This is a genomic window from Streptomyces sp. NPDC054842 (assembly GCF_053611025.1).
The window spans coordinates 1-24,132 of sequence record NZ_JBSGZN010000039.1 but is presented as its reverse complement, the minus strand read 5'-3'; the positions used below and the strand labels follow the sequence as shown (position 1 = coordinate 24,132).

At 72.8% G+C, this 24,132-nt stretch carries 27 protein-coding genes; 15 read left to right on the top strand and 12 right to left on the bottom strand.

Annotated features, from left to right (window positions below; translation table 11 throughout):
• Positions 1-88 precede the first annotated feature (88 nt).
• The 3 genes from ACWGIS_RS26695 to ACWGIS_RS26685 all read right to left on the bottom strand — a co-directional run bounded on the left by ACWGIS_RS26695 (position 89) and on the right by ACWGIS_RS26685 (position 1,332).
• The gene (locus tag ACWGIS_RS26695) at positions 89-364 is read right to left on the bottom strand and encodes a DUF5133 domain-containing protein (RefSeq protein WP_453364986.1); all 276 of its coding nucleotides are present in this window, start codon (positions 362-364) and stop codon (positions 89-91) included.
• Between the two features lie 144 nt (positions 365-508).
• Positions 509-976: an ANTAR domain-containing protein gene (locus ACWGIS_RS26690; protein ID WP_453364985.1), complete on the bottom strand. Its 468-nt coding sequence runs from the start codon at positions 974-976 to the stop codon at positions 509-511.
• Entirely contained in the window at positions 973-1,332 is a 360-nt protein-coding gene (locus ACWGIS_RS26685; protein ID WP_453364984.1) for a helix-turn-helix transcriptional regulator, read from the bottom strand. Before ACWGIS_RS26685 ends, ACWGIS_RS26690 begins: the two co-directional genes overlap by 4 nt.
• Before the next feature lie 130 nt (positions 1,333-1,462).
• On the opposite strand from ACWGIS_RS26685, the gene ACWGIS_RS26680 reads away from it, so the two are divergent.
• Positions 1,463-2,296 (top strand): STAS domain-containing protein, encoded by an 834-nt coding sequence (locus ACWGIS_RS26680; RefSeq protein WP_453364983.1) that lies wholly within the window; start codon positions 1,463-1,465, stop codon positions 2,294-2,296.
• Positions 2,283-2,468: a hypothetical protein gene (locus ACWGIS_RS26675; RefSeq protein ID WP_453364982.1), complete on the top strand. Its 186-nt coding sequence runs from the start codon at positions 2,283-2,285 to the stop codon at positions 2,466-2,468. The genes ACWGIS_RS26680 and ACWGIS_RS26675 overlap by 14 nt, the downstream gene beginning before the upstream one ends.
• A gap of 178 nt (positions 2,469-2,646) precedes the next feature.
• Here ACWGIS_RS26675 and ACWGIS_RS26670 read toward each other — a convergent pair whose 3' ends face one another.
• Positions 2,647-2,985, bottom strand: coding sequence for a DUF6233 domain-containing protein (locus ACWGIS_RS26670; protein WP_453364981.1), 339 nt, complete (start codon positions 2,983-2,985; stop codon positions 2,647-2,649).
• 90 nt (positions 2,986-3,075) lie between these two features.
• Here ACWGIS_RS26670 and ACWGIS_RS26665 point away from each other — a divergent pair, with 90 nt between their 5' ends.
• Positions 3,076-4,092: a DNA polymerase Y family protein gene (locus tag ACWGIS_RS26665; protein ID WP_453364980.1), complete on the top strand. Its 1,017-nt coding sequence runs from the start codon at positions 3,076-3,078 to the stop codon at positions 4,090-4,092.
• Here ACWGIS_RS26665 and ACWGIS_RS26660 read toward each other — a convergent pair.
• Together ACWGIS_RS26660 and ACWGIS_RS26655 are read right to left on the bottom strand one after the other, a co-directional pair.
• A complete protein-coding gene (locus ACWGIS_RS26660) occupies positions 4,089-5,174 on the bottom strand; it encodes an IS630 family transposase (protein ID WP_453364979.1) in 1,086 nt (361 codons plus the stop codon). The two genes, ACWGIS_RS26665 and ACWGIS_RS26660, sit on opposite strands and share 4 nt — an antisense overlap.
• A 570-nt stretch (positions 5,175-5,744) precedes the next feature.
• Positions 5,745-6,284, bottom strand: coding sequence for an STAS domain-containing protein (locus tag ACWGIS_RS26655; protein WP_453364978.1), 540 nt, complete (start codon positions 6,282-6,284; stop codon positions 5,745-5,747).
• 310 nt (positions 6,285-6,594) lie between these two features.
• On the opposite strand from ACWGIS_RS26655, the gene ACWGIS_RS26650 reads away from it, so the two are divergent.
• From ACWGIS_RS26650 to ACWGIS_RS26630, 5 genes are all read left to right on the top strand, one after another.
• A complete protein-coding gene (locus ACWGIS_RS26650; RefSeq protein ID WP_453364977.1) occupies positions 6,595-7,887 on the top strand; it encodes a PP2C family protein-serine/threonine phosphatase in 1,293 nt (430 codons plus the stop codon).
• A gap of 160 nt (positions 7,888-8,047) precedes the next feature.
• Complete coding sequence (locus ACWGIS_RS26645; RefSeq protein WP_453364976.1) at positions 8,048-8,293, top strand: hypothetical protein; 246 nt, start codon at positions 8,048-8,050, stop codon at positions 8,291-8,293.
• Between the two features lie 187 nt (positions 8,294-8,480).
• Entirely contained in the window at positions 8,481-9,260 is a 780-nt protein-coding gene (locus tag ACWGIS_RS26640; protein ID WP_453364975.1) for a hypothetical protein, read from the top strand.
• A 352-nt stretch (positions 9,261-9,612) separates the two neighbouring features.
• Complete coding sequence (gene lexA / locus ACWGIS_RS26635) at positions 9,613-10,290, top strand: transcriptional repressor LexA (protein WP_453364974.1); 678 nt, start codon at positions 9,613-9,615, stop codon at positions 10,288-10,290.
• Between the two features lie 206 nt (positions 10,291-10,496).
• Positions 10,497-10,751 carry a DUF6158 family protein gene (locus ACWGIS_RS26630; RefSeq protein WP_453364973.1) on the top strand — a complete coding sequence of 85 codons (255 nt, stop codon included), beginning with the start codon at positions 10,497-10,499 and terminating at the stop codon, positions 10,749-10,751.
• 81 nt (positions 10,752-10,832) lie between these two features.
• Here the strand turns inward: ACWGIS_RS26630 and ACWGIS_RS26625 are convergent, their stop codons facing one another.
• Both ACWGIS_RS26625 and ACWGIS_RS26620 read right to left on the bottom strand, forming a co-directional pair.
• Positions 10,833-11,921: a glutamate--cysteine ligase 2 gene (locus ACWGIS_RS26625; RefSeq protein ID WP_453364972.1), complete on the bottom strand. Its 1,089-nt coding sequence runs from the start codon at positions 11,919-11,921 to the stop codon at positions 10,833-10,835.
• Between the two features lie 58 nt (positions 11,922-11,979).
• A complete protein-coding gene (locus ACWGIS_RS26620; protein ID WP_453364971.1) occupies positions 11,980-12,324 on the bottom strand; it encodes a hypothetical protein in 345 nt (114 codons plus the stop codon).
• 209 nt (positions 12,325-12,533) lie between these two features.
• On the opposite strand from ACWGIS_RS26620, the gene ACWGIS_RS26615 reads away from it, so the two are divergent.
• Complete coding sequence (locus ACWGIS_RS26615; protein WP_453364970.1) at positions 12,534-13,466, top strand: hypothetical protein; 933 nt, start codon at positions 12,534-12,536, stop codon at positions 13,464-13,466.
• Positions 13,467-13,603: 137 nt separating this feature from the next.
• Here ACWGIS_RS26615 and ACWGIS_RS26610 read toward each other — a convergent pair whose 3' ends face one another.
• On the bottom strand, positions 13,604-14,242 hold the full coding sequence (locus ACWGIS_RS26610) for a LysE family translocator (protein ID WP_453364969.1): 639 nt from the start codon (positions 14,240-14,242) through the stop codon (positions 13,604-13,606).
• A 601-nt stretch (positions 14,243-14,843) separates the two neighbouring features.
• Here ACWGIS_RS26610 and ACWGIS_RS26605 point away from each other — a divergent pair.
• The 5 genes from ACWGIS_RS26605 (at position 14,844) to ACWGIS_RS26585 (ending at position 20,033) form a co-directional block, all read left to right on the top strand.
• Positions 14,844-16,169: a cytochrome P450 family protein gene (locus tag ACWGIS_RS26605; RefSeq protein WP_453364968.1), complete on the top strand. Its 1,326-nt coding sequence runs from the start codon at positions 14,844-14,846 to the stop codon at positions 16,167-16,169.
• A 187-nt stretch (positions 16,170-16,356) separates the two neighbouring features.
• Positions 16,357-16,908, top strand: coding sequence for a cysteine hydrolase family protein (locus ACWGIS_RS26600; protein WP_453364967.1), 552 nt, complete (start codon positions 16,357-16,359; stop codon positions 16,906-16,908).
• Positions 16,905-17,837, top strand: a complete 933-nt coding sequence (locus ACWGIS_RS26595) for a GlxA family transcriptional regulator (protein ID WP_453364966.1) — start codon at positions 16,905-16,907, stop codon at positions 17,835-17,837. The genes ACWGIS_RS26600 and ACWGIS_RS26595 overlap by 4 nt, the downstream gene beginning before the upstream one ends.
• A 289-nt stretch (positions 17,838-18,126) precedes the next feature.
• Positions 18,127-18,357, top strand: coding sequence for a putative leader peptide (locus ACWGIS_RS26590; protein ID WP_453364965.1), 231 nt, complete (start codon positions 18,127-18,129; stop codon positions 18,355-18,357).
• A 239-nt stretch (positions 18,358-18,596) separates the two neighbouring features.
• Positions 18,597-20,033 (top strand): sulfatase family protein, encoded by a 1,437-nt coding sequence (locus ACWGIS_RS26585; protein WP_453364964.1) that lies wholly within the window; start codon positions 18,597-18,599, stop codon positions 20,031-20,033.
• Between the two features lie 40 nt (positions 20,034-20,073).
• On the opposite strand, the gene ACWGIS_RS26580 is transcribed toward ACWGIS_RS26585, so the two are convergent.
• On the bottom strand, positions 20,074-21,261 hold the full coding sequence (locus ACWGIS_RS26580; RefSeq protein ID WP_453364963.1) for a N(5)-(carboxyethyl)ornithine synthase: 1,188 nt from the start codon (positions 21,259-21,261) through the stop codon (positions 20,074-20,076).
• 551 nt (positions 21,262-21,812) lie between these two features.
• Between ACWGIS_RS26580 and ACWGIS_RS26575 the strand changes: the two genes are divergently transcribed.
• Positions 21,813-23,375 (top strand): MFS transporter, encoded by a 1,563-nt coding sequence (locus tag ACWGIS_RS26575; protein WP_453364962.1) that lies wholly within the window; start codon positions 21,813-21,815, stop codon positions 23,373-23,375.
• Here the strand turns inward: ACWGIS_RS26575 and ACWGIS_RS26570 are convergent.
• Positions 23,350-23,667 carry a hypothetical protein gene (locus ACWGIS_RS26570; RefSeq protein ID WP_453364961.1) on the bottom strand — a complete coding sequence of 106 codons (318 nt, stop codon included), beginning with the start codon at positions 23,665-23,667 and terminating at the stop codon, positions 23,350-23,352. The two genes, ACWGIS_RS26575 and ACWGIS_RS26570, sit on opposite strands and share 26 nt — an antisense overlap.
• A gap of 62 nt (positions 23,668-23,729) precedes the next feature.
• Entirely contained in the window at positions 23,730-23,951 is a 222-nt protein-coding gene (locus tag ACWGIS_RS26565) for a DUF6199 family natural product biosynthesis protein (RefSeq protein WP_453364960.1), read from the bottom strand.
• Positions 23,952-24,132 lie beyond the last annotated feature (181 nt).

Sequence of the window (24,132 nt, the reverse complement as noted above, 5' to 3'; positions counted from 1 at the left end):
GGTCCGAGCCCTTCCGGGCTTTCGGACCACACCTCTTCACGGGACTTCCGCCACCGGCGCCGTGTGCCCCACGGGGGTGGTTGGAGGGCTAGAGAGCGGCCAGGCTCTCCTTGTCGGCGGTGCGGGTGGTTTCCGTGGGCGCGGTGAGGACGGAGTCGTCGAACGGGCGGGCCCCGGGCAGCCGGTGCCGGGCGGCGATGAGGGCCGCGTCGACGTCACGAGTGCCGGTCGCGACGCACAGGGTGTAGGTGACGTCCTCGAGGCGCCGGCGGGCGTCCTCGTTTCCGTCCTCGGCGTGCAGCGCGCTGAGGGCTTCGTACTGGGAGATGAGGTTCGCCAGGACGGCGGGGTGGGCCATCAGCATGGTCGTTCTCCTTCACAACGACGCCTTGGACAGGCGGTGTCCGCGGTGGGGGCACAGCCCGGATACCCCGGCCGGTGCCTCTCACGCATCAACTCTCACTCTCTTCGGCAGACGTCCGTCGGTCACGGCGGCGGCCTGGTCCCGTCAGGTCGCGTCCCGGTCGCCGCGCGTGGCCAGCTCGTGCTCCAGCCGGCCGCGTACGTCGGCGGGCAGTTGGCCGGTGCGCGCCCAGTCGACGATCAGTTCGGCCACGTGCCGCAGCTTGATGTTGGTGTTCTGGGAGATGCTCCGCAGCACCTCCCAGCCCGCGTCGGGGGAGAGCCGGCCCACCGCCAGGACGACGCCGATGGCCTGGTCGACGACGGCGTGCGAGCGCACCGCCTCCTGCAGTTGATGGTTCTCGTCCTCCAGGCGCGACATGCGCACCGCGTCCCGCACCGCCCGCGGGGACGGCTGTCCGGCGGCCGGCTCCGGCGCCGCCGGGGTCGGGGTGCCGGGAGTCAGCAGGTCCCTCAACTCCTGTCCGAGTGCGTCGCGTGCGGCGTCGCCGTCCTGCGGCCCGGCGGGTCGCCCGTCCCTCCGGGCGCTCTCGTGGGGTGGTGTCGTGGTCATCGCTCGGCTTCCCGGGCCTGCCCCCGCGTCACCGCCGTCTGCAGCTCCCGGGGCCGCCCGTCCTGCTGTGCGATGAGGGTCAGCAGATCCGAGACGGTGAGCCCGGCGTCGGCGGGGTGACGAAGGACGGTGCCCCGTTCGATGCGGTACGAGTTGGAGCGCCCCTGCCGGGTGTGCGTGAGATAGCCGTCCCGTTCCAGGTCGGACACGATCTTCTGGACGGCTCGCTCGGTCAGCCGGCAGCGAGCGGCGATGTCGCGGATGCGCGTCGTGTTGTCGTCGGCGATCGCGGCCAGTACGCGGGCGTGATTCGTGAGGAACGTCCAGCCGACGCGCGTCTCAGATACTCCTCCCATACCGCCAGGATAGGACGTTCGATTCGCGTAAACAAAAGGGTGAAAGAGATTTCCTGTATCTCTTGACGTATACGCTGTGCCGGGCCGAGTCTGAAGGGCGGAGACGGTGGATGCCTTGGGAGCGACTGCCATGCAACGACGTGCGCATCCCGCGCAGCTCATGACCGGGGACGGCCACGTCTCCGCGGGTCCCGCCGTGCCGCCGCGCGCGGGCGGCCCCCCGCAGCCGACGGTCCGGGCGGTCCCCGCCGGCGACCGGACGGTCGTCACCGTGAGCGGTGACATCGACATGGACACCGAGGAGACGCTCGAACAGCACCTGGTTGCGGCCCTCGCCGGTTCGGTCGGCGGCGTCGACGTCGACATGGGCGGGGTCGGCTTCTGCGACTGCTCCGCACTCAACGTCCTGCTGCGCCTGCGCCGACGGGCCCTGGAGGACGGCAGGACGGTGGTCGTCCGGACGCCCGGTGCCGCCCTGCACAGGCTTCTCTCGATCACCGGCACCGCGCCCTTGTTCACCCGTGCGGGTGAGGGCGAGAGGTCCGGCGGGAGTGGCGCGGCGGACGCGGATCCCGGTGCCGCACGTCCTGCGGGCGGGGAGCCAGAGCCGATGCCTGGCCCTGCCGCGCCGGACGCGGTGCCGCACGCCTGCGCCCCCGACGGGGCCGCCGACGCTCGTACGGGCATCGACATCGACGCCGCTACCGATGCGGGCACGGACGCCCACGCCCCGGCACCAAATGATGACGGCCGTCCCGAAGTCCACGTACCCGCGGCGGCCTGCGGAGCAGCGGCCTGGGCCCGGTGCCGCCGGGACGACAGTCGGTCACCCGCTCCGCCGCCTCCGGCGTTGTCGCCCCCGCCCCGGCAGGCGCGTCGGAACTTCGGAACTGAGGCTGCCGGGGTGGCACCGGGTCGCGGGCGGAGGACCGGCGTCGTAGACAGAGGGCATGAGCGAGCGTGAGACGTACCACCCCGGCCAGATCGTGCCGGACAGCGGCATCTACGAATGCGACTGCGGTGGTGAGCACCACTGGAGCACGGACGTCCGCGGCCACCGCTTCCCTCCGCTGCCCGCGGGCTGCGCCGGGGAGTACTGGGCGCTGAAGACGGAGGCGCACCCTGGCCAGGCGTGACAGTGGGGCGCGTTGCCGTGGATGCCGCTTCCCGCCCGGTGTTGCGGGGATGCGGATGCCGTGGATGCGGGTGCGGCGCCCGGTGTTGAGTGGCGCGATACCGCGAAGGTCGAATCGGCACCCGGTGTTGCGCGACGCGATACCGCGAAGGCCCGGTCGGCGCCGCGGGCGGTGCGCCCTACTCCAGGATGCCGAGTTCCAGTTGGGGTTCGCAGTGGGTGCACGCCCGTAGCCCCGAGGCGAGCAGGCTGCGCGCCTCCTCGCGGCTGACGGGACGGCGCCGTTTGCCCGCCGCGTAGCAGTCACCCGCATGGAGTTCCACGGGCAGGCGGCCCTCCCCGATGCCCAGCTCGACGATCCAGTCCGGCGCGGCGGGACGGCTGCGGCGCCCCTGTTCCCGCTCGGCCTCCATGCTCCGGACGGCCGCGATCTTCCGGTCGATGCGCTCCAGCCACATGGCGTGCCAGACCCGCAGGGTCAGCAGGCGCGCCAGGTCAGGCGGTAGGTCATCGAACATGTATCCGATTCTAGATCGAGACCGGCCGGGTCTCGCCACCTCGCGTGTTCGAATTCATGTTCGATACTCTGGGGGTAGGAGGTGGCTGTCATGACCGCAGGTACGGAACCGCGCCGGACGTCGGAGGTGGCGAGTGTGATGCATGTGCGCTGCCCGGACGCCTTGCCCGAGGAGGTCTACCGGCAGGTGCTGGAGCAGTTGTCGGAACTGTCTCCCGTGGTGCAGGCCCTGCCGCCGACCGCCGCCCTGGTGGAGCTGAAGGGCGCCCTGCGCTACCACCGCAGGGATGCCCGGGCGCTGGGGGAGATGCTGCGCATCCGGACCATCTCGCGGCTCGGCGTCGACGTCCGTGTGGGCATCGGCCCGACGATCACCGTCGCCGCCACCGCCTCGGGCCAGGTCGCCGCACCCGGCGGCGTCCTCGCGGTGGCGCCCGAACAGGTGACGGACTGGTTGGGGCCCCTGCCCGTCGAAGCCCTCCACGGCATCGGGCCGCGCCAGGCGGCGGCGCTGCGGGACTACGGCGTGCACTGCGTCGGCCTGCTCGCCTCGGTACCGCCGGCGACCGTGCAACGCGTCCTGGGCGGTCGTGCGGGGCGGCTCGCCGCCGACCGGGCCCGCGGCATCGACCCCCGTCCCGTCGCGCCCCGCGCCCTCCCCGCCTCGGCTCGCGTGCAGCGGTCCTTCACGCAGCACACCCTGGACGGCGCCGCGGTCCGTGCGGCCCTGCTGGACCTCGTCGTCGAGCTCGGTCACCGGCTGCGCCGACGGGGCCAGGCGGCCCGCGGCCTCACGCTGACGCTCCGGTTCGCCGGGGGCACGTCGTGGGAGCGGACCCGTCGTCTGCCGGCCGCCTCGGCCCACGACGAGGACCTGCGCATGGCCGCCTACCGCCTCATCGACGCCGCCGGACTCCAGCGCGGCCGGCTCACGGGGGTCGCGCTGAGGGCCGAGGATCTCGTCGACGCCGAACAGGTCGCCGAACAGATCAGTCTGGACGGCGCCCGGGAGGCCCGTCTGGTCGCGGAGGCGGTCAGCGACCGGATCCGCGACAAGTTCGGCCCCGACGCGATCGGGCCGGCCGCCCTGCTCGGCAAGGCGTCCTAGTGTCCGGGTCCGGAGATCCTGTCGCAGTAGCGGCAGATGCGGTCGATGATCTGGTCTGCTGTCTTGGTCCACTTGAAGGGCCGGGCCTGCTTGTTCCAGGTCTTGATCCAGTCCGCGAGGGTGGTCCTGAGCTCGTCGAGTGAGCAGAACACGCCGCGTTCGAGGCAGCGCCGCTGCAGTTCGGCGAACCATCGCTCGACCTGGTTGATCCAGGACGAGTAGGTCGGGGTGAAGTGCAGCTCGAACCGGGGATGGGCCAGTAGCCACTTGTGGACCACCGGCGCCTTGTGGGCGGAGAGGTTGTCGCAGATCACGTGGACCGCCAGGCCGGGATCGGTCTGGCGGTCGATCTCGTCGAGGAAGTCGCGGAAGTCCACGGCCCGGTGCTGCGCGGACAGCTTGCCGATCACCTTGCCGGTGGCGGTGTTCAGGGCGGCGAACAGGTCCACGGTGCCGTGCCGGACATAGTCGAAGCTGCGGCGCTCGGGGATGCCCGGGACCATCGGCAGTACCGGAGCTGTGCGTTCCAGGGCCTGGATCTGCGGCTTCTCGTCGACCGCGAAGACGGCTGCGTTCGCCGGCGGGGCGAGATACAGCCCGACCACGTCACGGATCTTGTCGATCAGCAGCGGATCCGGAGAGATCTTGAAGGTCTCCGTGCGCCAGGGCTGCAGCCCGAAGGCCCGCCAGATCCGCAGCACACTCGTCGGTGAGATCCCCACCCGCCGGGCCAACTCCCGCTTCGACCAGTGGGTGGCGCCTTCGGGCACCTCTTCCAGCGTGCGCACCACCACCTCTTCCACCTGGGCGTCGGTGATGGTGCTGGGCACGCCGGGACGCAGCTCGTCGGACAGGCCATCGAGACGGCGTTGCAGAAATCTGGTCCGCCACCGGCTCACGGTCCTACGATCAGTGTCCAGCCGCGCGGCCACCGCAGTGTTGTTCAGCCCGTCCGCGCAGGCCAGCACGATCCGTGCCCGCTTGGCCAGACCCTGCGCGGTTGTCCGCCGTTTGGCCCACCCCTGCAACACCAGCCGCTCGTCCTCGGATAACACCAGCGGTTGCAGCCTGCTGTCCCCCATTCCTTCAGCAGACCGCAGCCGCCAGCCGCTGTCACCGCCCGAGCCGAATCTGAAACGAACCACGACTCACGTGGCGAGACGTGAACTCAAGACCAGATCACTAGGCGCCTCTGCCCGCCGCAGGGTCGGGTCCTACGCGGGCCGGGTTTCTGTGCGGGCCGCGTTCCTGCGCTGGTCGGTTTCCTGTGCGGGGCGGTCGGACCCCTCCGCCGTTCCCCGGCGGAAGGGGTGTCCGCCGGTCTCCGGTGTCCGCCGCGGCAAGGGTGCGGGGGCCCGGAAAGCCCCGCCCGAGGCACCGCCGCCACCTGGGCGGTCACCTTCAGCTCGCCGGGCTCCGGCATCCGAGTACGGCGGGCGGTCGCGCCGTCGCCGTGCAGGGGCCATGGACCGCCGCCTTCCGCGGAATGCCCGGCGCCGAGGCCGCGGCCGAGACCCACGGGGCCGACTGCGCCCCTCCGAAAGTGATCGAGCCGGCGATCAGGCGCCCTCGCGCACAAGCGGTCAGCCGCCCGCGAGCACAACCGCGAGTGAGCGCGCCCCGCCACCCGCGACCGGGCCAGAAAGGTTTCTTCAGGAGGCGGGCGAATCCGGCCGGTCGTAGCCGCGCCCGTACCCGTACCCGTGCGTGGTGTGCCCGTGTCCGGGCGGCCTGAGCGTCTCGCGTCCCTGTCCGTGGGACTCGTGTTCCTGCGCGTGGGTCACTTGCCCCTGTCCGTGGGACTGGCGCCCCGGTTCGTGGGGGTCGCGTGCGTGCCCGGCCGGCCGGTCGCGGGCCGTGTCGCGCAGGGGCAGGCGGGTGAGCGGACCGGTCGAGTCCAGGACGGCTTCGACGCAGGGGCTGGTGCCCGTGATCACTATCCTGACGCCGATCATGTGCAGGGCGTCGCTGACCCCGAGGAGCGTGTAGAGGCCGCCCGCGTCGCAGACGGCGACCGCCGAGAGGTCGACTTCGAGGTCTCCGCCGGTGAGCTCGGGAACGGCCCGCCCGATGGCCTCCCGGAGCTGGGGGCCGGTGTGCACGTCGAGTTCACCGGAGACGCGCAGCAGAATGCCGCCCGGCCCCTGTTCGGCCTGGCGGACCTGCAGTCGCCGTACCGTCTCCCGGCGCACACCCGTCACTTTCCGACCGGCTGAGCCGGTCATGACTGCAGTCGGCCGCTGCTTTCCCAACGGCCATGGCTCCTTCCGGCCTGCCGGCGGAACCGCGGCTCTCCTTCCCCGTAATACGCGCCGCATGCCTCGGGGAAGGCGATTCTCCCGATCGGCGTGCCTGACACGCGGGCGCGGCCCTGCCCGCCGCGGCGGGAGGGGCGCGTCCAGCATGCAACGGACAGGGCCCTCGACGCACTCGAACGTCCGCGCGAGGTGAACGGCGGACGGTGACTGATAGGGAAGCGGCCCCGGCGGGAAGGCTGGGCGGGTGGACGACTTCGATGTGGATGAGGCGCTTCAGCAGGCGCTGGACCGTCTCACCCTCCTGAACGACATCGCCGACGCGCTGTCGAGCACCCTGGACGCGGTGGAGGGCCTGCGCCGGGTGTGCCGCATCGTGGTGCCGCAGCTGGCCGACTGGGTGATGGCGGACCTGCTCGACGAGGAGGGCCGGCTGGAGCGGATCTGCCTGACCCACCACGACCCGGACGTCGTCCTGGCGGACCTGACCGGAGCGCTGCCGGAGGTGCCGGCCGTGGCGTCCGGTCCGCTGTCGAGGGTCCTGATGGGCGCCGGACCGCTCCTTCTGTCGGCCGAGGACGTGCCGGCCGCCGATCAGGCCGGCGATCCGCTGCACGCGGCCAACCTCACGCTGTTCGCCCGGCTGGGCGGGGACAACCTCATCGTCGCGCCGCTGCGTGCCCGGCGGCGGGTGCTCGGGGCGTTCACCATCGTCCGCCACGCCGGCCGTCCGCCACTCCAGCAGGCGGACCTGGCCCTGGTGGAGGACCTGACGCACCGGATCGCGCTGGCGCTGGACAACGCCCGCCTCCACAAGGAGACGCAGAGGATCGCCGAGCGTCTCCAGCGCTCCCTCCTGCCCGAGCTGCCCGACATCCCCGGCCTGGAGATCACCGCTCGTTACGCGCCCGCCGCCACCGGCGCGGACGTCGGCGGCGACTGGTACGACAGCTTCCTCCTGCCGCGGGGCGACACCACACTGATCATCGGCGACGTCACGGGTCACGACCTGCGGGCCGCAGTCACCATGAGCCAGCTGCGCAACATGCTGCGCGGCATCGCCTGCGACCGGCAGGAGCCGCCCGGCAAGATCCTGCGCCGGTTCGACATGGCGGTGAACACGCTGTCCGAGCACACGACGGCGACCTGCATCTACGCCCTGCTCAAAGGTCCCACCGGCGGGCCGTGGCAGCTGCACTGGGCCACCGCCGGGCATCCGCCGCCGCTGCTGATCACCCATCAGGGCGACACCCGCTATCTCGACGACGCCCACGGCCTGCTGCTGGGCGTCCACCCCGCCGCGGAGCGCGCGGACGCCCAGCACCCGCTCCAGCCCGGCAGCACGATCCTGCTCTACACCGACGGCCTTCTGGAACGCCGCGGTGAGAACCTCGACAACGGCCTGACCCGGCTGCGCCAGCACGCCGCGGCCCTGCACAGCCGGCCTCTCGGCGTCCTGTGCGACGAACTCCTCACCGGACTCGCCGCCGACTCGACCGACGACGTGGCACTCCTCGCCCTCCGCCTGCCCATGACGTGACGAGCGGTCACCCCGCCGCGCACCGTCGCCTGGAGTCGGGCGACGGCCAACACCTGCCCTGCACAAGGACGTTGTCGCCGGACGCCGGAAGGGAACCACCCCGCTTCGGTGCCGACGGCGACACTGTCCAGAGCGGCCGGGGGGACGTACCGTCGCCGTCATGTCCGCCCTCCTGGTGACCCTGACGGTCCTGGTGTCGTTCGTCTGCTCCGCGGTCGCCGTGCTCCTCCGCAGGGACCGTCGCCGGTCGCGGACGGACGCGGACGCCCGCGCCGTCGGGCCGGCCGCGACCGGGCAGCTGCGGGAGGTTCGGAGGCGGGTGCAGGCGTACCACCACTTCGACGGCGCGTCGGGGATCGCCGCCGCGCGTGACCGGGACGGGCGCTCGTCGTCCTGGTACGGGTGAGCGTCCGTGCGTCGGTGCGTCGGGTGGGGCAGAGGGGCGGGAGCGCGCCGGCCTGGGGTGATGCGCCGGTGGGCCGCTGTGACGTTCTTCGGACGTGGTACGCAGTACACAGAGGCAGGAGACCGGCAAAGGGACGGGTGGGGCGTGAGCCTGGTGGGCACGATCGCGGGACGGGGCTCTCTCTGACATGAACCGGATCTCGGGACCCTCCGGCCGGGCGTGGGCCGTGCTGGCGGTACCGCTCGTCCTCCTCCTGCTCATGCTGGCTGCGCCAGGCACCCTGTCGGACGGGCGGAGCGGACGCCTGCACGCGCTGGGCGGGGCACTGAAGGACGTGTCCTTGCCCGGCGGCGTGACCGCCGCCCTCTCCGAGTGCGGCAGCTCCCGCTCTCCCCGGCCCGTGCCGAAGGGGAAGGGCGAGGAGCCCGCTGCCAGGCCCTCGCTGTCCATCTCGTCCTACACCTACTGGGGCAAGGGCCCGCATGTCGACAAGTCGTCGACCTTCACCGTCACGGTGAGCGTCGACCCCGGTCCCCGTCCGCTGCTCCTGCCCGAGACGGGCAAGGGCACGGTCGCGAGAGGACAGGCCACCGTCGACATCCAGGGGCCGGGAGGCGAGGGCCGTATCGCTTCCGCGCGCGGGCTGACGGCGCGGGTGGTGCGGGGCCCCGACGGCAAACCCTCGCCCCCGGCCGCGTCGGGTGTCCACCGCTTCGCGCACGCCGGTGAACTGGCCCTGGAAATAGAGCTGCCCGCACGGGCGGTCTGCCCGGGGCGGTCCCTCGCCGACGTGGGCCAGTGCGACCCCGGCAGCAACCAGATCGAGGACTGCCCGGTCGTCGCGGTGACGCTCGCCGACGAGGCGGTGCGGCTGCACCGGGCCGCCGAAGCCGGGTTCGCGGACCCCGGCCGCTTCAGCGACCGCCTCGTGGCGGTGTTCTACGAGGAGAGCGTCGCGGGGGCCTGACCCGGCGGGGGCCGGCCGTCGACGCGACCGCACCGGCGCGGCCCGCATCGCCGCTCTCGGCCTGGCCTCACCTCCTGACGGAATTGTCGGTGCAGGCCAGGAAGAGACCGACATCCGCGACGCGTTGACGGGCGCATCGGCCCACGGGGGCGGAGCGCCCGCTGCGCGAGACCGCGCGGTACGACGGCCTCGCGGCCGGTGCTTCCCGGCCCACACCCCGGTCGTCCGCGTGAGGGTGACCGGGGGACGGACGCCCGGCGGGCGAATGCCGTGATTCGGGAGGGGCGTTCCCTTTGGGCGGGATGGCGGGTTAGGGTCGCGCTCAGTGAGATCTTGAGTCGAGGTGGTCCTGATGGAGAAGACGGCAACAGCGCGCCGGGGCAGGCCGGCGGGCGTCCGCTCCGTCGAAGGCGAGCTGACGGCCCGTCAGGCCGCCATCGTCGAGTTCATCGCGGACGAGGTCCGCCGCCAGGGCTACCCGCCCTCGATGCGCGAGATCGGCAAGGCCGTGGACCTGGCCAGCACCTCGTCCGTCGCCCACCAGCTGATGGTCCTGGAACGCAAGGGCGTCCTGTACCGCGATCCGCACCGGCCGCGGGCCTACCGCGTACGGCCCACCTGGGCGCCGGACCTCGGCGGTGCCGCCGCGGGCAGGCCGCCGGCCGAGGTGCCGCTCATCGGCCGCATCGCCGCCGGTGTGCCGGTCCTCGCCGAGGAGGCGATCGAGGACGTCTACCTCCTGCCGCGCCAACTCGTCGGCGAGGGCGACCTGTTCGCCCTGACCGTGGCCGGCGACAGCATGGTCGAGGCGGCCATCTGCGACGGGGACATCGTCACGGTCCGCCGTCAGGACAGCGCCGACCACGGCGACATCGTCGCGGCGCTGATCGAGGACGAGGCCACCGTGAAGCAGCTGCACCGACGCGACGGCCAGGTCCTGCTCATGCCCCGCAACGCCGCGTACCAGCCGATCCCCGGCGACCAGGCGGTCATCCTGGGCAAGGTCGTCGGCGTCCTGCGCCGCCTCTGACGGCACCCGGGCAGGTACGCCGCACACCACGCCCCTGCTTCCCGCCGCCTCGGTCCGGTCACCCTGACCGAACCCCACTGCGCCCGTTGCGGCCCCCGTGCGGACGTCCGGGGTGTTTGCTCCCCGGTGATCGGGTGACCCGAGGCAACCCAGGCGCACGTACCGGCCGGGAGTGCGCCACGGACCCGACCCGTGAGGAGTTCACTGTGTCCACGCCGAAGCAGGGCAGCGGGGCGGCCGAGGGGCTGGATCCCACGCTGCTCGACGACCAGGAGCTGGTGCGCGAACTGGAGAGCGTGCACCGCACCCGCCACGACACGTTTCTGCACGGCTCGCCCGACGCCCTCGACGCGCACAACCGGAGGACGGCGGCCCTGGAGGACGAGTACCTGCGACGCAACCCCGACCGGGCCGTGACGGCGGGCCGCACCCGCGAGGGGGCCCGGGCCCGCGAGGCATGAGCACGGGGGCGTACGCGCCGGGCCCTCGCCGAGCGCGTACGTCCCCGCGGTGCTCCGGTGACCGGGCGGGCGCGCGGAGCCTCAGGACTGGGTGCGGCGCACGCACTCCGTGACCACGGCGCCCAGGCTTCCGGTCTGTTCCAGAAGCTCGCGCTGCACGCGCGCGCCGTTGCCGTTCCGCAGCAGCTCCACGACCGCCTGCCGCGCGCGCTCCGCGTCACCGCTGTCGTCGAGCGCGGCGCCGACGTGGTCCAGCAGCGCCCGTACGACCTCCGCCGCGGGCGCGGGCTTCATGGTCAGCGGATGCAGCAGGTCCTCGTCGAGCCCGGAACGGGCGGCCCGCCACGCCGCCAGCCGCAGCAGCTCGACGCTGTGGTCCAGCGGCTCGACGCCCGCGCGCCACTCGCGCGCCGCCGTCTCCACCAGCCCGCGCGCGAGGGTGGCGATGAGCGCGGCGGTGCCCGCCTCCAGGCAGACGTCCGAGACCCGCAGCTCGACCGTGGGGTACTGGTCGGAGAGCCTGGCGTCGAAGTAGACCATGGCCTTGTCCAGAGCGACACCGGTGGCGACCATGTCGGCCACCCGCTGGTGGTACCGCTCGGCCGACCCGAACAGCTCGGTGGGACCGGCCATCGGCCAGCGCCCCCAGACCCGGCTCCGGTAGCTGCTGTACTGGCTGTTCCTGCCCTGCCAGAAGGGCGAGTTCGCGCTGATCGCGGTCAGGACCGACAGCCACGGGCGGATCCGGTCCACGACGGCGACACCCTCGTCGTCCGACTCGACGGACACGTGGACGTGACACCCGCACACGAGCGTCTCCTGCGAAGCCAGCCCGAACTCGCGCGCCATCCACTGGTACCTGCTGTTCATGCTCACCGACGGACTCACCGGGAGCGGGGACGTCGCGAGCGCCACCACGGCCGCCCCGGTCTCCTCGGCGAGCCGCTGCGCCTCCTTGCGGCACCGCACGATCTCCGCCGCGAGCTCCCCCATGTCCGACTGCGGATGCGTGGCGAACTCGAGCTGCTGCTGGTGCAGTTCCTTCTCGAACGTCTCCTCGTCCGGGTCCTCCCTGGCGGCACGGGCCAGTACGGCCGCGGACAGAGCCTGCGGTTCTCCCGTCTCCGGATCGACCAGGAGAAGCTCTTCCTCGACTCCGACGGTGCGCACGTGATGCGGCCTTTCTCTCTGCGGGGGGTTGCTGAAGGCGGCGGGGGAGTGCCGGGTGCTACCCGGCCCTCCGCGGGCCTGACGCGTGACGCGTCCGGGCGGCCTTCTCGCCCTGTACGAACGGATCGATCTCCGGGTCGTAGGTGCCGGCGTGGTCGGCCAGGGCGTCGGTCACCCGCTCCCACTCCTCCACCTCGGCCTCCGCGCGTACGGCCTCGCCGTCGGTGAGAGTGTGGGACCTGGCCGCGTGCCGGGCGGCGTCGCGCGCGGCCTTCGACTCGTGGTGCGACATGCCGGTGGCGCGCCGGCGCACGTCCTCCCACGCGGCTCGCTCGTCCCCGCTCGGCCCGTCCGCGGTCGTCGCGGGGTCCCCGGTGCTCTCACGCTGCTGCTCGAAGCTCACTACTCGTCCTTGAGGTCGGCGCGGCTGCCTGCCCTTCGACGTTCCGCCTGCCCTGGAAAGGCGGACGGACACCATCCGGCCAGGTCGCCGGTCCGGTACCGGTGGAAGCGCTGCCTCCGGCGCCCCGGAGGCAGCGGCACGATCCGCGCGACAGGGGCGGGGCTGAGACTATCGGTAGTAATCCGCCCATTACGGAGGAAAGGACGCCGGTGGACGCGGACACTGTCGCCGACGAGCTCTACGGGCTGCGGCCGGACCAGTTCACCGCCGTACGTGCCCAGCGGGCCGCGGCGGCCCGCACGGCGGGCGACCGGGAGCTGGCCCGGCGGATCAGCGCGCTGCGCCGCCCCAGCCTGTCCGCCTGGTGCTGCAACCTCCTGGTGCGGGAGCGGCCGGACGAGATCCAGCCCCTCGTCCAGCTGGGCGAGGCGCTGCGGCAGGCGCACCAGGAGCTGGACGGCGAACAGCTGCGCCGGCTCGCCGGTCAGCAGCAGGCCCTGATCGGAGCACTCGCCCAGCAGGCGGAACGGCTCGCCGCGGAGGCCGGGCACCCCATCGGCGAGGGCGCCCGGCAGGAGGTCCGGGACACCCTCCAGGCGGTCCTCGGCGATCCCGACGCGGCCCGGGAATGGGCCGCGGGCCGGCTCACCAAGGCGTTGAGCCCGGCCGTGGGCTTCCCCGCCGTACCCCAGGCGTCAGCGGTACCGCCGAAGGCGCCGCCCCGGGAAAGCGCACCGCGGGCGAAGGCCACGAAGCCGCGGAAGGCCGACCGGGCGGACGACGCGGCCCGGCAGCGGCGGGAGAAGCAGCTCGCCGAGGCCCGCCGGGCCGCCGAGGACGCCCAACGCGACCTGTTGGCCCGGGAGACGGAGACGCCGGAGGCGGAGCGAGCGGCCCGGGAGGCCGCCGAGCTGGCCGACGCACTGCGAGAGCGGGTCGGCGAGCTGCGGCGGCGCATCGGCGAGCTGACCGAGGACCTCGACCGCACGGAGGACGAGCAGCGCCGGGCACGCGCCGACGGACGCGTGGCACGGGAGCGGGAACGCGCGGCCCGGAACCGGCTGCGTACGGCCCGCGCCCGGGCCCAGAAGGCGACGGACGAACAGGAACGCCTGGCGGGCGCGGACGGAGTCGACGGGTGACGGCCACCGGGCGGGGCCATGGTGCCCGTCTGCCCGGGCGGCGTTCACCGCGGCAGTGGCAGCAGCGGCACTGTGACGCCGGACGGGACCCCGTCAGCCGATGAGCCCCGCCGGTCCACATCGGCGGGGTAGGGGCCTCAGTCCTTGCGGCCGGTCGCCGCGACGGTGACGCCGAGGCCGATCATCGTCAGCCCGCCGACGCCGCCGATCATGGAGAGCCGCCGCGGCGAGTCCGCGAACCAGTTCCGCGTGGTGGCCGCGACCAGTCCCCAGACGCTGTCGGACGCCAGCGCGATGGCGTTGAAGACGAGGCCGAGCACCAGCATCTGCACCGTGACGTGTCCTTGCCCCCGGTCGACGAACTGGGGCAGTACGGCGGCGAAGAACACGATGGTCTTCGGGTTGGCCACCCCGACCGCGAAGCCGTCCCACAGTGTGCGCAGGCTGCCGTGCGAGGGGCCGTCACCGGTGAGCGAGGCCCGGAGCGACCCGCGCTGCCGCACCGCCTTGACGCCCAGGTACACCAGATACGCGGCGCCCACCAGCTTCAGGAGGGTGAAGACGAGGACGGAGCGCTCCACCACGGTGCCGACTCCGAGCGCCACGGCCACCACGAGCACGTACGCGCCGACAGTGTTGCCCACCACGGTGGTCAGCGCCGCGCGGCGCCCCTGGGCCAGCGCCCGGCCGATCACGAACAGCACGCTGGGACCGGGAACCACGATCAGCAGGAACGACATGGCGGCGAAGGCCAGCAGTCGGTCGGTAGACACCATGCGGTCATGAAACAGGGGAACGGCCAGCGGGCGCAGCCCATTTTCCGTGCCCCCTCGTCCGCTGTGCGGGGATGCGGCGAGGATGCAGGGCGGTTGAAGGAAACCGGTTGGTCCACATGTTTTTGTCCCTTACTCGTGCCTGCACCCACCGGTCGGCCGGATCGGTTCCGGATCCGGGAGCGAGGGGGCGTTGTAAAAACCAGCTATCCGGTTTTATTCTTACGGAGTTCCACGGCTCGACCCGCCGGGGCATCGACCGACCCGCGGGCACATCTCTCCGTATCGCTCTCCACGTGCTGCCCGCCGGCCCGCACGGGCCCCTGAGAACGAGGTTCTTCCTGTCCGGCCGGCGTGTACGCCGTGGCTTCCGGGACTGCCGTGGCCCTGCCGCTCTCGCGGGGCTCGCGTCCCGTGCTCGTGATCGTCCTTGGCTCGACCGCACCAGGGTGCGCCGTGTGCGCGCCGTTCGATCCGTCCGTGGTTCTTCGCGTTCTTCGGCTGTTCTGTTCCTGCGTGTCCTTCGCGTTCTTCCGTGTTCTCCGGTGGTTCTTCGCTGTTCTTGGGGGTTGTGATGTCTGGTGTCGTGGGGTGCCCGTTCGCGGTGGACGCACGGGGACAGGACGTGCAGGGGGAGGCCGCACGCTGGGCCGCGGCGGGCCCCGTCGTACGGGTGACGCTGCCCGGCGGGGTCGAGGCCTGGGCGGTGACCGGCCTGGAGACCATCAAGGAACTGCTCAGGGACCCCCGCGTGTCCAAGGACGCCTACCGGCACTGGCCCGCCTGGCAGCAGGGCGAGGTCGGCGCCGAGTGGCCGCTGGCGATCTGGGTGTCCGTGCAGAACATGGTCACGGCCTACGGGGAGGACCACCGCAGGCTGCGCAGGCTGGTCGCCTCGGCGTTCACGGCACGGCGGGTCGAGGGCCTGCGGGGCCGGATCGAGGAGATGACCGAGGGACTCCTCGACGAGCTGGCGGAGCGCGCGGCGCACGGGCCCGTGGACGTGCGGCGGACGTTCGCACAGGAACTCCCGGTCCGCGTCCTGGCGGAACTGTTCGGCATCCCGGGCCGCTTCCAGGAGGCCCTCGCGCGGATCATCGCGGGCTTCTTCGACACCGGCGTCACCCTCGAAGAGGCACAGCGCAACGGCGTGGACCTCTACCGGACGCTGAGCGCGCTGGTCGAGCTGAAGCGGCAGAACCCCGGGGACGATCTGACCAGCGCGCTGATCGCGGTGCGGGACGGGGACGGCGACCAGCTGTCGGAGAAGGAACTCGTCGACAACCTGATCCTGCTCTACACCGCCGGATACGAGACCACGGTGAACCTGCTCGACCACGCCGTGGCACTGCTGCTCCGGAACCCCGACCAGCTGGCTCTGGTGCGCGCCGGCCGGGCCTCCTGGGCGGACGTCGTGGAGGAGGCGCTCCGGGTGGAGACCCCCGGGGCCAATGGCATCCTGCGCTACGCCGTCGAGGACGTGGAGATCGGCGGCGTCGTGATCCGCAAGGGGGACGCGCTCGTCATCTCGTTCCTGTCGGCGGGACGCGACGCGGACGTTCACGGCGCCGACGCCGGGGACTTCGACGTGACCCGCCCGACGCGCCGGGACCACCTGGCGTTCGGCTTCGGCACGCACTTCTGCGTCGGGGCGCCGCTCGCGCGGCTGGAGGCGCAGGTGGCGCTGGAGGGACTGTTCGCCCGGTTCCCGGAGATGACGCTCGCCGTGCCGGCCGAGGAACTGCGGCCCCTGGAGTCCTTCATCTCCAACGGGCACCGCGAACTCCCCGTGTCGCTGGGCGACCCGGCGGGCTGGGCAGCCGGTTCCCGGGCGGACGCGGAGGACGGTCGCCCGGCGGACGCGGGTACCGCCGCCGTGCGGGTGGCCGGGTGCCCGGTCGGCGCGGGTGCGGTCTCCGCGGGCGCCTGAACTGCGGCCCCTTGTCGGCGGGTCGCGGTGGCGGAGGCGTGGACGGGACGTCTCCTGGCGCGGGTGGCGGAGGCGTGGACGGCGCGTCTTCGCCACCCGCCGCCGGGGAGTCGGTGACCGGATCGTTCCGGTGGCGGCCCTGATCGAGCCTGGGGACGGCAGCTTGGACCAGGTCAGAATGGGTGACATGAACCGAGCGCTGCTAGTCGTCGATGTCCAGGAGTCGTTCCGAGCGCGCCCGCTGTGGGCGCAGAGCTCCAACCCCGCGATCGCCGAGCGGGTCAACCGGCTGGTCGCGCTGGCACGCGCCGCCGGGGACCTCGTGGTGTGGGTGCTGCACACCGAACCGGGCAGCGGCGACGTGTTCGACCCGGACTCGGGACACGTACGCCTCTTCGAGGAGCTCGGAACGCCGGCCGAGGGCGAACCGGTGCTCCACAAGACGTCGCACAACGCGTTCACCACCACGAACCTTCAGCAGGTGCTGACCGAGGCGGGGGTCACGGAGCTGTGGGTGTGCGGCATCCGCACCGAGCAGTGCGTGGAGACCACGACCAGGCTCGGCAGCGACCTCGGGTACCGCATGGTGTTCGTCACCGACGCCACGGCGACCAATCCCATCGGGGACCTGACCGCCGCCGCGATCGTGGAGCGGACCGAGGCGGTCCTGCGCGACCGCTTCGCCCGCATCGCCACGGTGGCGGAACTCGAGGCCGAGCGGAAGGCACCGGCTGCGTGACCCGCGTCGTCTTCGTCCTCCTGCCCGGCGTCCACCTGCTCGACCTCGCCGGGCCGGCCCAGGTGTTCAGCACGGCCGCGGACTTCGGGCGCTCCTACGCGCTGGACTACGTGGCCGAGGAGGAGCAGGTCGTCAGCGCCCAGGGCCTGCCGCTGACCGCCCGCACCCGGTGGCCGGAACTGACCCGGGACGACCTCGTCGTCGTACCGGGCTGGCGGGCACCGACACTGCGCGGGGGCCCCACTCCGGGGGACGCCACCCTGCGGCAGTTGCGCGCGCACCACGCCCGCGGAGGCACCGTCGCCAGTGTCTGCGCGGGCGCCGAGGCGCTCGGCCGGGCCGGTCTGCTGGACGGGCGCCGCTGCACCACCCACCACGACGTGCAGGAGGAACTGGCGGCCCGCCACCCCCGTGCCCTCGTCGTGCGGGACGTCCTGTTCACCACGGACGACCGGGTCGTCACCTCGGCGGGCATCGCCAGCGGTATCGACCTGGCCCTGCATCTGCTGGCCGTGCGGCACGGCCCCGGCGTCGCGGCGCAGGTGGCCCGCGAGATGGTGGTGTACGCCCGCCGCAACGGCCATGAGCCCCAAGCGAGCGCCATGCTGCGGCACCGCTCGCACCTGGACGACACCGTCCACCGCGTCCAGGACCTCATCGACGACCGGTTCGCCCAACCCCTGCCCCTGAGCACCCTCGCCGCGTCGGCGGGCGTCAGCGAACGCACCCTGACCCGCCTGTTCGGCCGCGCCACGAACGGCCTCACCCCGCTGCGCTACCAGCAGACCCTGCGTCTGGAGCGGGCCGAGTACCTGATCAGTCACGGGTCGACGCTGGAGACGGCGGCGCGCGAGGTCGGCTTCGAGGACGCCCGCATGCTCCGGCGCCTGCGGTCCCGCCCGGCACTCGCCGAGCCCGCCCGGCGCTAGCGGAACCCCGCCGCGCTCACGGCGGTTTCGGCACGCCAAGTCACCTGGCTCCCACCCGGGCACAAGGCAACCGGCCGCGTATTGACGGCGGTTCGGCCGCTCCATGACAACTGCTATGCATATCAGCTGAGTTGACAGGTCGGCCCGGTGAGTGAGTCGCCGTACCCATGGAGTTGCCCGCCTGAATGTCCGCGGAGTAGTCCGCCGCAGTGTGCGGAGTTGCCCGTCGGCGTGCCCACACAGTTGTCCCTCCGCCGGGTCACGCGTCGGGCCCGGACGCGGTGAGGTGATGTCGCCGGCCGGACCCGTCCCGCCGTACGCGGGGCGGGTCTGCCGACCGCCCATCCGCCGGTGCTCGGCCCGCCGTCCGCACTGTGGACCGCCCGTTGACACGTGTTGTCGGACTTCGGCAGGCTACGCGATCATGCAGCTCGCCAGTGGCCTCAGCGTCACGCTCGTGCGGCGCCGTCACGTCGACCTCGGTCGCCTGGCGAGCGCCATCTGTTGCTGCGCCCTCTAGGTCCCGCCCGCCCGGGCCTTCGCTAGACAGCACCGGGCCCGCGTAGGGCGGCACCCTCCCGCACAGGGCGGCCGTGCCGTCCGGCCAGGACCGCCGTACGTCTTTCCTCACCCGCTCCGGGCCGCCCCGTGCCGCCCGCCCGGGTTCCTCCCTCTGTTCCGCCGACCCGCGCGGGACGGCCGCCGTCACGCCCGCGTGCCGGCCTGCGCCGCTGCCCGCACCGAGGAGTTGCCGTCACCATGCCCTCCCCTTCGTCCGACCGGTCAGCCCTGTCACGACGCGCCTTCGGCGGCGCGATAGGCGCCGGAGCAGCCACCGCCGCGGTGGGTCTGCAGGCCACCGCGGCGCACGCGCAGCCCGCCGAGGCGGGACAGCACCAGGAGCAGCCGTTCCGCGCCGTGACCGGCCGGCACGCGCGGCGGCCCAACATCCTGTTCATCCTCGGCGACGACCTGGGCTGGGCCGACCTGTCCTGCTACGGCGCCCCCCACATCAAGACCCCGCACCTGGACCGGCTGGCGCGGCAGGGAGTGCGCTTCACGGACGCCTACGCCGGCTCCGCGACCTGCTCCCCGACGCGCTTCAGCCTGTACACCGGCCGCTATCCGGGACGGACCAAGGGCGGCCTCGCCGAGCCGATCGCCGACCGGTCCGTCGGGCTCGACCCGACCCATCCGACGCTGGCCTCGCTCCTCAAGGGCGCCGGCTACGCGACCGCCCTGATCGGCAAGTGGCACTGCGGCTACCTGCCGGACCACTCACCCACCAAGTCCGGCTGGGACGAGTTCTTCGGCAACTTCGGCGGTGCGCTGGAGTACTACTCGAAACTCGGACTCGGCGGTGAGTACGACCTGTACGAGGGCGACGCCGAGTACAAGGACCTGCGTTACTACACGCGGATCCTGACCGAGCGGGCCGGCGAGTACGTGCGCCGGGACCACGACGAACCGTGGCTGCTCAACCTCAACTTCACCACCCCGCACTGGCCGTGGATCGCCGACGGCGACGAGGAGGAGAGCGCCGAGATCGTCCGCCGCATCAAGTCCGGCCAGGGACTGAAGGCCCTGCTGCACACCGACGGCGGGTCGGTGGAGAAGTACACGGAGATGGTCCAGGACCTCGACCGCTCGGTGGGCCGGGTCCTCGCGGCCCTGAAGGAGTCGGGACAGGAGGAGGACACGCTGGTGTTCTTCGGTTCGGACAACGGCGGTGAACGCTTCTCGTACCAGTGGCCGCTGTCCGGCGAGAAGTCGTCCCTCCAGGAGGGCGGCATCCGGGTCCCCTCCATCGTGCGCTGGCCCGCACGTCTGAAGGGCGGACAGGTCAGTCACGTGCCGGTCTTCTCGCCCGACTGGACCGCGACGCTGCTGGAACTGGCCGGCGCCCGCCCGGACCCCGGCCACCCGCTGGACGGCGTCAGCCTCGCCGGGTACCTGCTGCGCGGTGAGACCGTGCCGGAGCGGGACCTGTTCTGGCGGGTGCGGGGTGAGCGGGCGGTGCGCCGCGGCCCGTGGAAGTACTACCGGGGCAAGGGCGGCACCGACCAGCTCTTTCACCTGTCCCGCGACGCACGGGAGCAGGCCGACCTCTCGGCCGAAGAGCCCGCGCTGCTGGCCGAGTTGAAGACCGCGTGGGAGAAGGTGAACGCGCGGCTGCTGCCGTATCCCGCCGCCTGACGCGTCCGGCGCGCGGCCGGCCCGGCGGGAGCCGGTCCGGTCAGGCCGGCCGCGCGGGGGACTGCGGCACCGCGGCGGGTGCCGCGGTCGCGGTGGTGTGGGGGTAGGCGGCTGCCCGGTGCTGGAAGGAGAGGATCTTCGGGTTCTGCACGACGCCGTCGCGGATCTCGATGGCCTTGCTCACCGTCACGTCGGCGTCCCAGGCCGCGGGGCCGCTCATCACCTTGCGCAGATAGGGGAGGAGCGCCTCGCTGATCTCCCAGGTGGCGGAGTTCCACAGGTGCGAGGGGCTGTGGTCCACGCCGTAGTAGTGGCAGCCGGGGCCCACCGTCGGCATGGGGTCGTCGAAGGTGGTCGGCCTGGCCCACTCGAAGCCCATGCCCTCGTCGCAGGAGACGTCGATGAAGAAGGTGCCCTGCCGGAAGGCGTCGAGCTCTGACTCGGTGACGAACATCAGCGGCGCGTCGGTGTCCTGCCTTATGCAGTTGACGACGATGTCGAATTCGGCGAGGTACCGCGCGAGCGGGACGGGCCCGGCCGGGGTGAGTGCCTGGAGGTGCGACGGATCGCCGTCCCGCTCCTCGAAGTGGCCCATCACGACCGACGGCATCGGCGAGGCCACCGCCGCCGCGGCCCGCTGGGTCAGCACCGTGACGTCGGAGACGCCCATGGCGCCGAGGCCGGTGACCGCTCCGCGCGCCGTGGCGCCGAAGCTGATGACCACCGCGCGCAGCCTGCGGCCGTAGCTGCCGGTCAGGCCGCCGAGCTGGAGGGCGTGCAGCACGGAGGAGTAGCCGGCGAGTTCGTTGTTCTTGTGGAACACATGGACGCTGAAGGCACCCGTGGAGGTCCAGTGGTTCATGGCCTCCCAGGCGATGACGGTCAGCCGCCGGTCGATGCCGATCTGCGTCATCTTCTCGTCCTGCACGCAGTGCGGCCAGCCCCACAGCACCTGGCCCTCCCGCAGCGCGTCGGTGTCCTCGTGCAGGGGCTTGGGCAGCAGCAGGACGTCGCAGTCGGCGAGGAGTCGCTCACGCGTCCGCAGACCGCCCACGAGCGGCCGCAGGGCCTCGTCGTCGACGCCGAACCGCCGGCCGTAGCCCTCTTCGAGGAACATCCTCTCGCGTACGTCGGGGTCGACCCTGTCGAGGTGACGGGGGTGCAGGGGCAGCCGGAACTCGTTCTCCTTGCGGGAGGTGGCGAGTACTCCCAGACTCATCAGGCTCATGTCGTTCTCGTCTTTTCACTTGTCGTCGGTGCGGGGGCGGCGCGTCCCCGCTGCGGGTGAGCGGTCGGCCGTGGTGGCTTCGGGCGGTCGCGGATGCCGGTGCCGTACGCGCGGGCCCGAGGGCGTGGCGCGGCGGGGGGCGACCGGTCCGCGGACGGTCGCCGCGGGCGGTCGGGCGGTCCGCCTCGGGCAGGGGGGTCCGCTACAGACGGGCGCGGGCCGGGCTGCGGAGGGCGGGGCGGGAGTACGAGCCGGTGAGCATGGGGCGGCTCATTTCCGGCCGGACCACAGGTGTCCGGCGATTGCCGTTCCCCGAGGGCGACGCCGGTACGGATGACGGCGTGCGAGGTGCGCTCGGTACCGCAACCGTACCCCCGCCGGGACGCCGCGAGCGCCGGCCCCCGCCGGCCCGGCGCAGATGAGCGCCGTGTTCCCGCCTCGCCCGCCCGCCGTTTGCGATTGTTTGGGCCGTTGTGTACGGGTGACGCATACATGGGTGTGGCGCCCGGTTCCCGGTGGGTGCGGGCTCGGTCCTGTGGAGAGGGGCATGCGTGAAGCGCGGTGCGCGGGCGGGTGAGCGGGCACAGGACGGGCGGCGGACGGACGAGCGGCCGGACCCGAACCGGTGGCGGGCCTTGTGGGCCACCCTGGTGGCCGGGTTCATGAGCCTGCTCGACGTCACGATCGTGGCCGTCGCCCTGCCGTCACTGCAGCGCGACCTCGGCGCGTCGGCGGCGTCCGTGCAGTGGGTCGTGTCCGGCTACGCCCTGACGTTCGCGCTCGCGCTGGTGACGGCGGGCCGCGTCGGTGACGCCGTCGGCCGGCGCCGCGTCTTCCTGTGGGCGCTGGCGGCCTTCGTGGTGTGCAGCGCCGTCGCGGGCGCCGCCCCCTCGATCATGTGGCTCGTGGTGGCCCGCCTCGCGCAGGGCGTCGCCGCGGGCTGCCTGGCACCGCAGAACTCCGCCCTCATCCAGCAGATGTTCCAGGGAGAGGAGCGCGGCCGCGCCTTCGGCCTGTTCGGTGCGACCGTCGGCATCTCCAGCGCCGTGGGCCCCGTGACCGGCGGCCTCATCCTCGCCCTGGCCGACGGCGCCGGCGGCTGGCGGTGGATCTTCTACGTCAATGTCCCGGTGGGCGCGCTCGCGCTCCTGCTGGGCAGCCGCCTGCTGCCACGGGTGGCCCCGGGCCGTCGGGGCCACCTGGACCTGCCGGGCGTCGCCCTGCTGGGCGCCGGGGTGCTGGCGATCATGCTGCCGCTGGTCCTCGCCGAGGCCGACGGGATCCGCCGGCTCTGGTGGCTGTTCCCGGCCGGGGCGGCGCTGCTGGCCGGGTTCGCGAGGTGGGAGCGGCGGGTCGCGGCCCGGGGCGGGGAGCCGCTGCTCGATCCCCGGCTGCTCACCGGGACACCGGGTTACGCGGCCGGCGCGGGCATCGCCACGCTGTACTTCGTGGGGTTCAGCGGCGTGTGGCTGGTGTTCGCGCTCTTCTTCCAGAACGGGCTCGACTACTCACCGCTCCGGTCGGGTCTGTCCGTGACCCCGTTCGCCGTCGGCTCGGCGGCCGCGGCGGTGGTGGCGGGGCGGCTGGTGGAGCGGCTGGGCAGGCTGCTGACGGTGCTCGGCCTGACCGGTGTCGTGCTCGGCCTGGGCACGACCGCTCTGGTGCTGAGGTTCGCTCCGCCGGGGTCGGCCGTCTGGTGGGCGGCGCCCGCCCTGTTCGTCGGGGGGATCGGCAGTGGCTGCGTCATCTCCCCGAACGTCACCATGACCCTGCGCGACGTACCCGTGCGGATGGCGGGGGCGGCGGGCGGCGCCCTGCAGACGGGTCAGCGCCTGGGCGGCGCGGTGGGCACGGCGGCTCTCCCGGGACTGTTCTACCTCGTCCTCGGAGCGACCGGTCACGACTACCGCACCGCGGTGGCGGTGTCCGTGGGCACCGGGATCCTCGCCATGCTCGCCGCCCTCGTGGCCGCCGTGCTCGACTGGCGCCGCGACCGCGGGGCGGGCGGGCGCACCGGCCCGGCGGACCGGGCGGAGGGCGGTCGCAGCCACCCCCGCGCGAGCCGGTGCCGACCCGTCCCGCGGCTGTCTAGAACTCGCGGTCGATGCCGGTGACGGAGGCGGGTCCCAGCGGCGCGTCCCCCTCGGTGAACCCGCTGTCCCGCAGCGCCCCGGAGACGAGCCGCACCGCCTCGGCCTCCGCGCTCGACGCGTCCGCGGCGTCCACCTCGACCCGCACGGAGAACATGCCGCCGTCCTCCACGCTCAGCAGGTTCAGCTCCTCGCTCTCGCCCAGATCCGTGTTCTTCGGGTCCTGCGGGCGCAGCCGGCGCACCACGTCGGCGCGCGCGGAGTCGCTGACACCGTGCACGAAGGTACCGGGGACGGTGATGATGTAGGTGGTCACAAGAACTCCTCACATGTACGCCCCTGCCGTGGCAGGGGCGTCGAACTTGCCGTGGGCCGCCGTCACTGTCCCTGGAGATTCTGGACGAGCATCCAGGTGGCGGCCGCGAGAAACACCGCGCCGGAGACCCGCATCATCAGATAGCCCTTGCGGGTCGGCTCGGTGGCGTCGTAGTCCCGGACGAACGGCCGCTGCAGCGGGCGGTTCGCCTTCCACAGCAGTCTCGGGCGGACGACCTGTACCAGGCCCACGACCAGGAACACGCACAGAATGACGGTGACCAACGGATCCTCCCGAGGTGCGTCGGGCGTGGGACGCCCGAGACGCTGTCGGCTGCGTGGCGGTTCGTCTACCCCGCATCGCGGCGGGCACCCGGAACCGCTTCCTGGGCGCCCGCTCGCACGGCCCCGCCCTGCGCGCCGACGTGCGGAGGCGGTCATGCCGGTGGCCGGCGGCGCTCCGCGG

Excerpts from the sequence above, each read along its gene's own strand:
- ACWGIS_RS26695 (WP_453364986.1), bottom strand. The coding sequence starts at position 364 with ATGCTGATGGCCCACCCCGCCGTCCTGGCGAACCTCATCTCCCAGTAC.
- ACWGIS_RS26690 (WP_453364985.1), bottom strand. The coding sequence starts at position 976 with ATGACCACGACACCACCCCACGAGAGCGCCCGGAGGGACGGGCGACCC.
- ACWGIS_RS26685 (WP_453364984.1), bottom strand. The coding sequence starts at position 1,332 with ATGGGAGGAGTATCTGAGACGCGCGTCGGCTGGACGTTCCTCACGAAT.
- ACWGIS_RS26680 (WP_453364983.1), top strand. The coding sequence starts at position 1,463 with ATGCAACGACGTGCGCATCCCGCGCAGCTCATGACCGGGGACGGCCAC.
- ACWGIS_RS26675 (WP_453364982.1), top strand. The coding sequence starts at position 2,283 with ATGAGCGAGCGTGAGACGTACCACCCCGGCCAGATCGTGCCGGACAGC.
- ACWGIS_RS26670 (WP_453364981.1), bottom strand. The coding sequence starts at position 2,985 with ATGTTCGATGACCTACCGCCTGACCTGGCGCGCCTGCTGACCCTGCGG.
- ACWGIS_RS26665 (WP_453364980.1), top strand. The coding sequence starts at position 3,076 with ATGACCGCAGGTACGGAACCGCGCCGGACGTCGGAGGTGGCGAGTGTG.
- ACWGIS_RS26660 (WP_453364979.1), bottom strand. The coding sequence starts at position 5,174 with ATGGGGGACAGCAGGCTGCAACCGCTGGTGTTATCCGAGGACGAGCGG.
- ACWGIS_RS26645 (WP_453364976.1), top strand. The coding sequence starts at position 8,048 with ATGTCCGCCCTCCTGGTGACCCTGACGGTCCTGGTGTCGTTCGTCTGC.
- ACWGIS_RS26640 (WP_453364975.1), top strand. The coding sequence starts at position 8,481 with ATGAACCGGATCTCGGGACCCTCCGGCCGGGCGTGGGCCGTGCTGGCG.
- lexA (WP_453364974.1), top strand. The coding sequence starts at position 9,613 with ATGGAGAAGACGGCAACAGCGCGCCGGGGCAGGCCGGCGGGCGTCCGC.
- ACWGIS_RS26610 (WP_453364969.1), bottom strand. The coding sequence starts at position 14,242 with ATGGTGTCTACCGACCGACTGCTGGCCTTCGCCGCCATGTCGTTCCTG.
- ACWGIS_RS26600 (WP_453364967.1), top strand. The coding sequence starts at position 16,357 with ATGAACCGAGCGCTGCTAGTCGTCGATGTCCAGGAGTCGTTCCGAGCG.
- ACWGIS_RS26590 (WP_453364965.1), top strand. The coding sequence starts at position 18,127 with ATGTCGCCGGCCGGACCCGTCCCGCCGTACGCGGGGCGGGTCTGCCGA.
- ACWGIS_RS26585 (WP_453364964.1), top strand. The coding sequence starts at position 18,597 with ATGCCCTCCCCTTCGTCCGACCGGTCAGCCCTGTCACGACGCGCCTTC.
- ACWGIS_RS26580 (WP_453364963.1), bottom strand. The coding sequence starts at position 21,261 with ATGAGCCTGATGAGTCTGGGAGTACTCGCCACCTCCCGCAAGGAGAAC.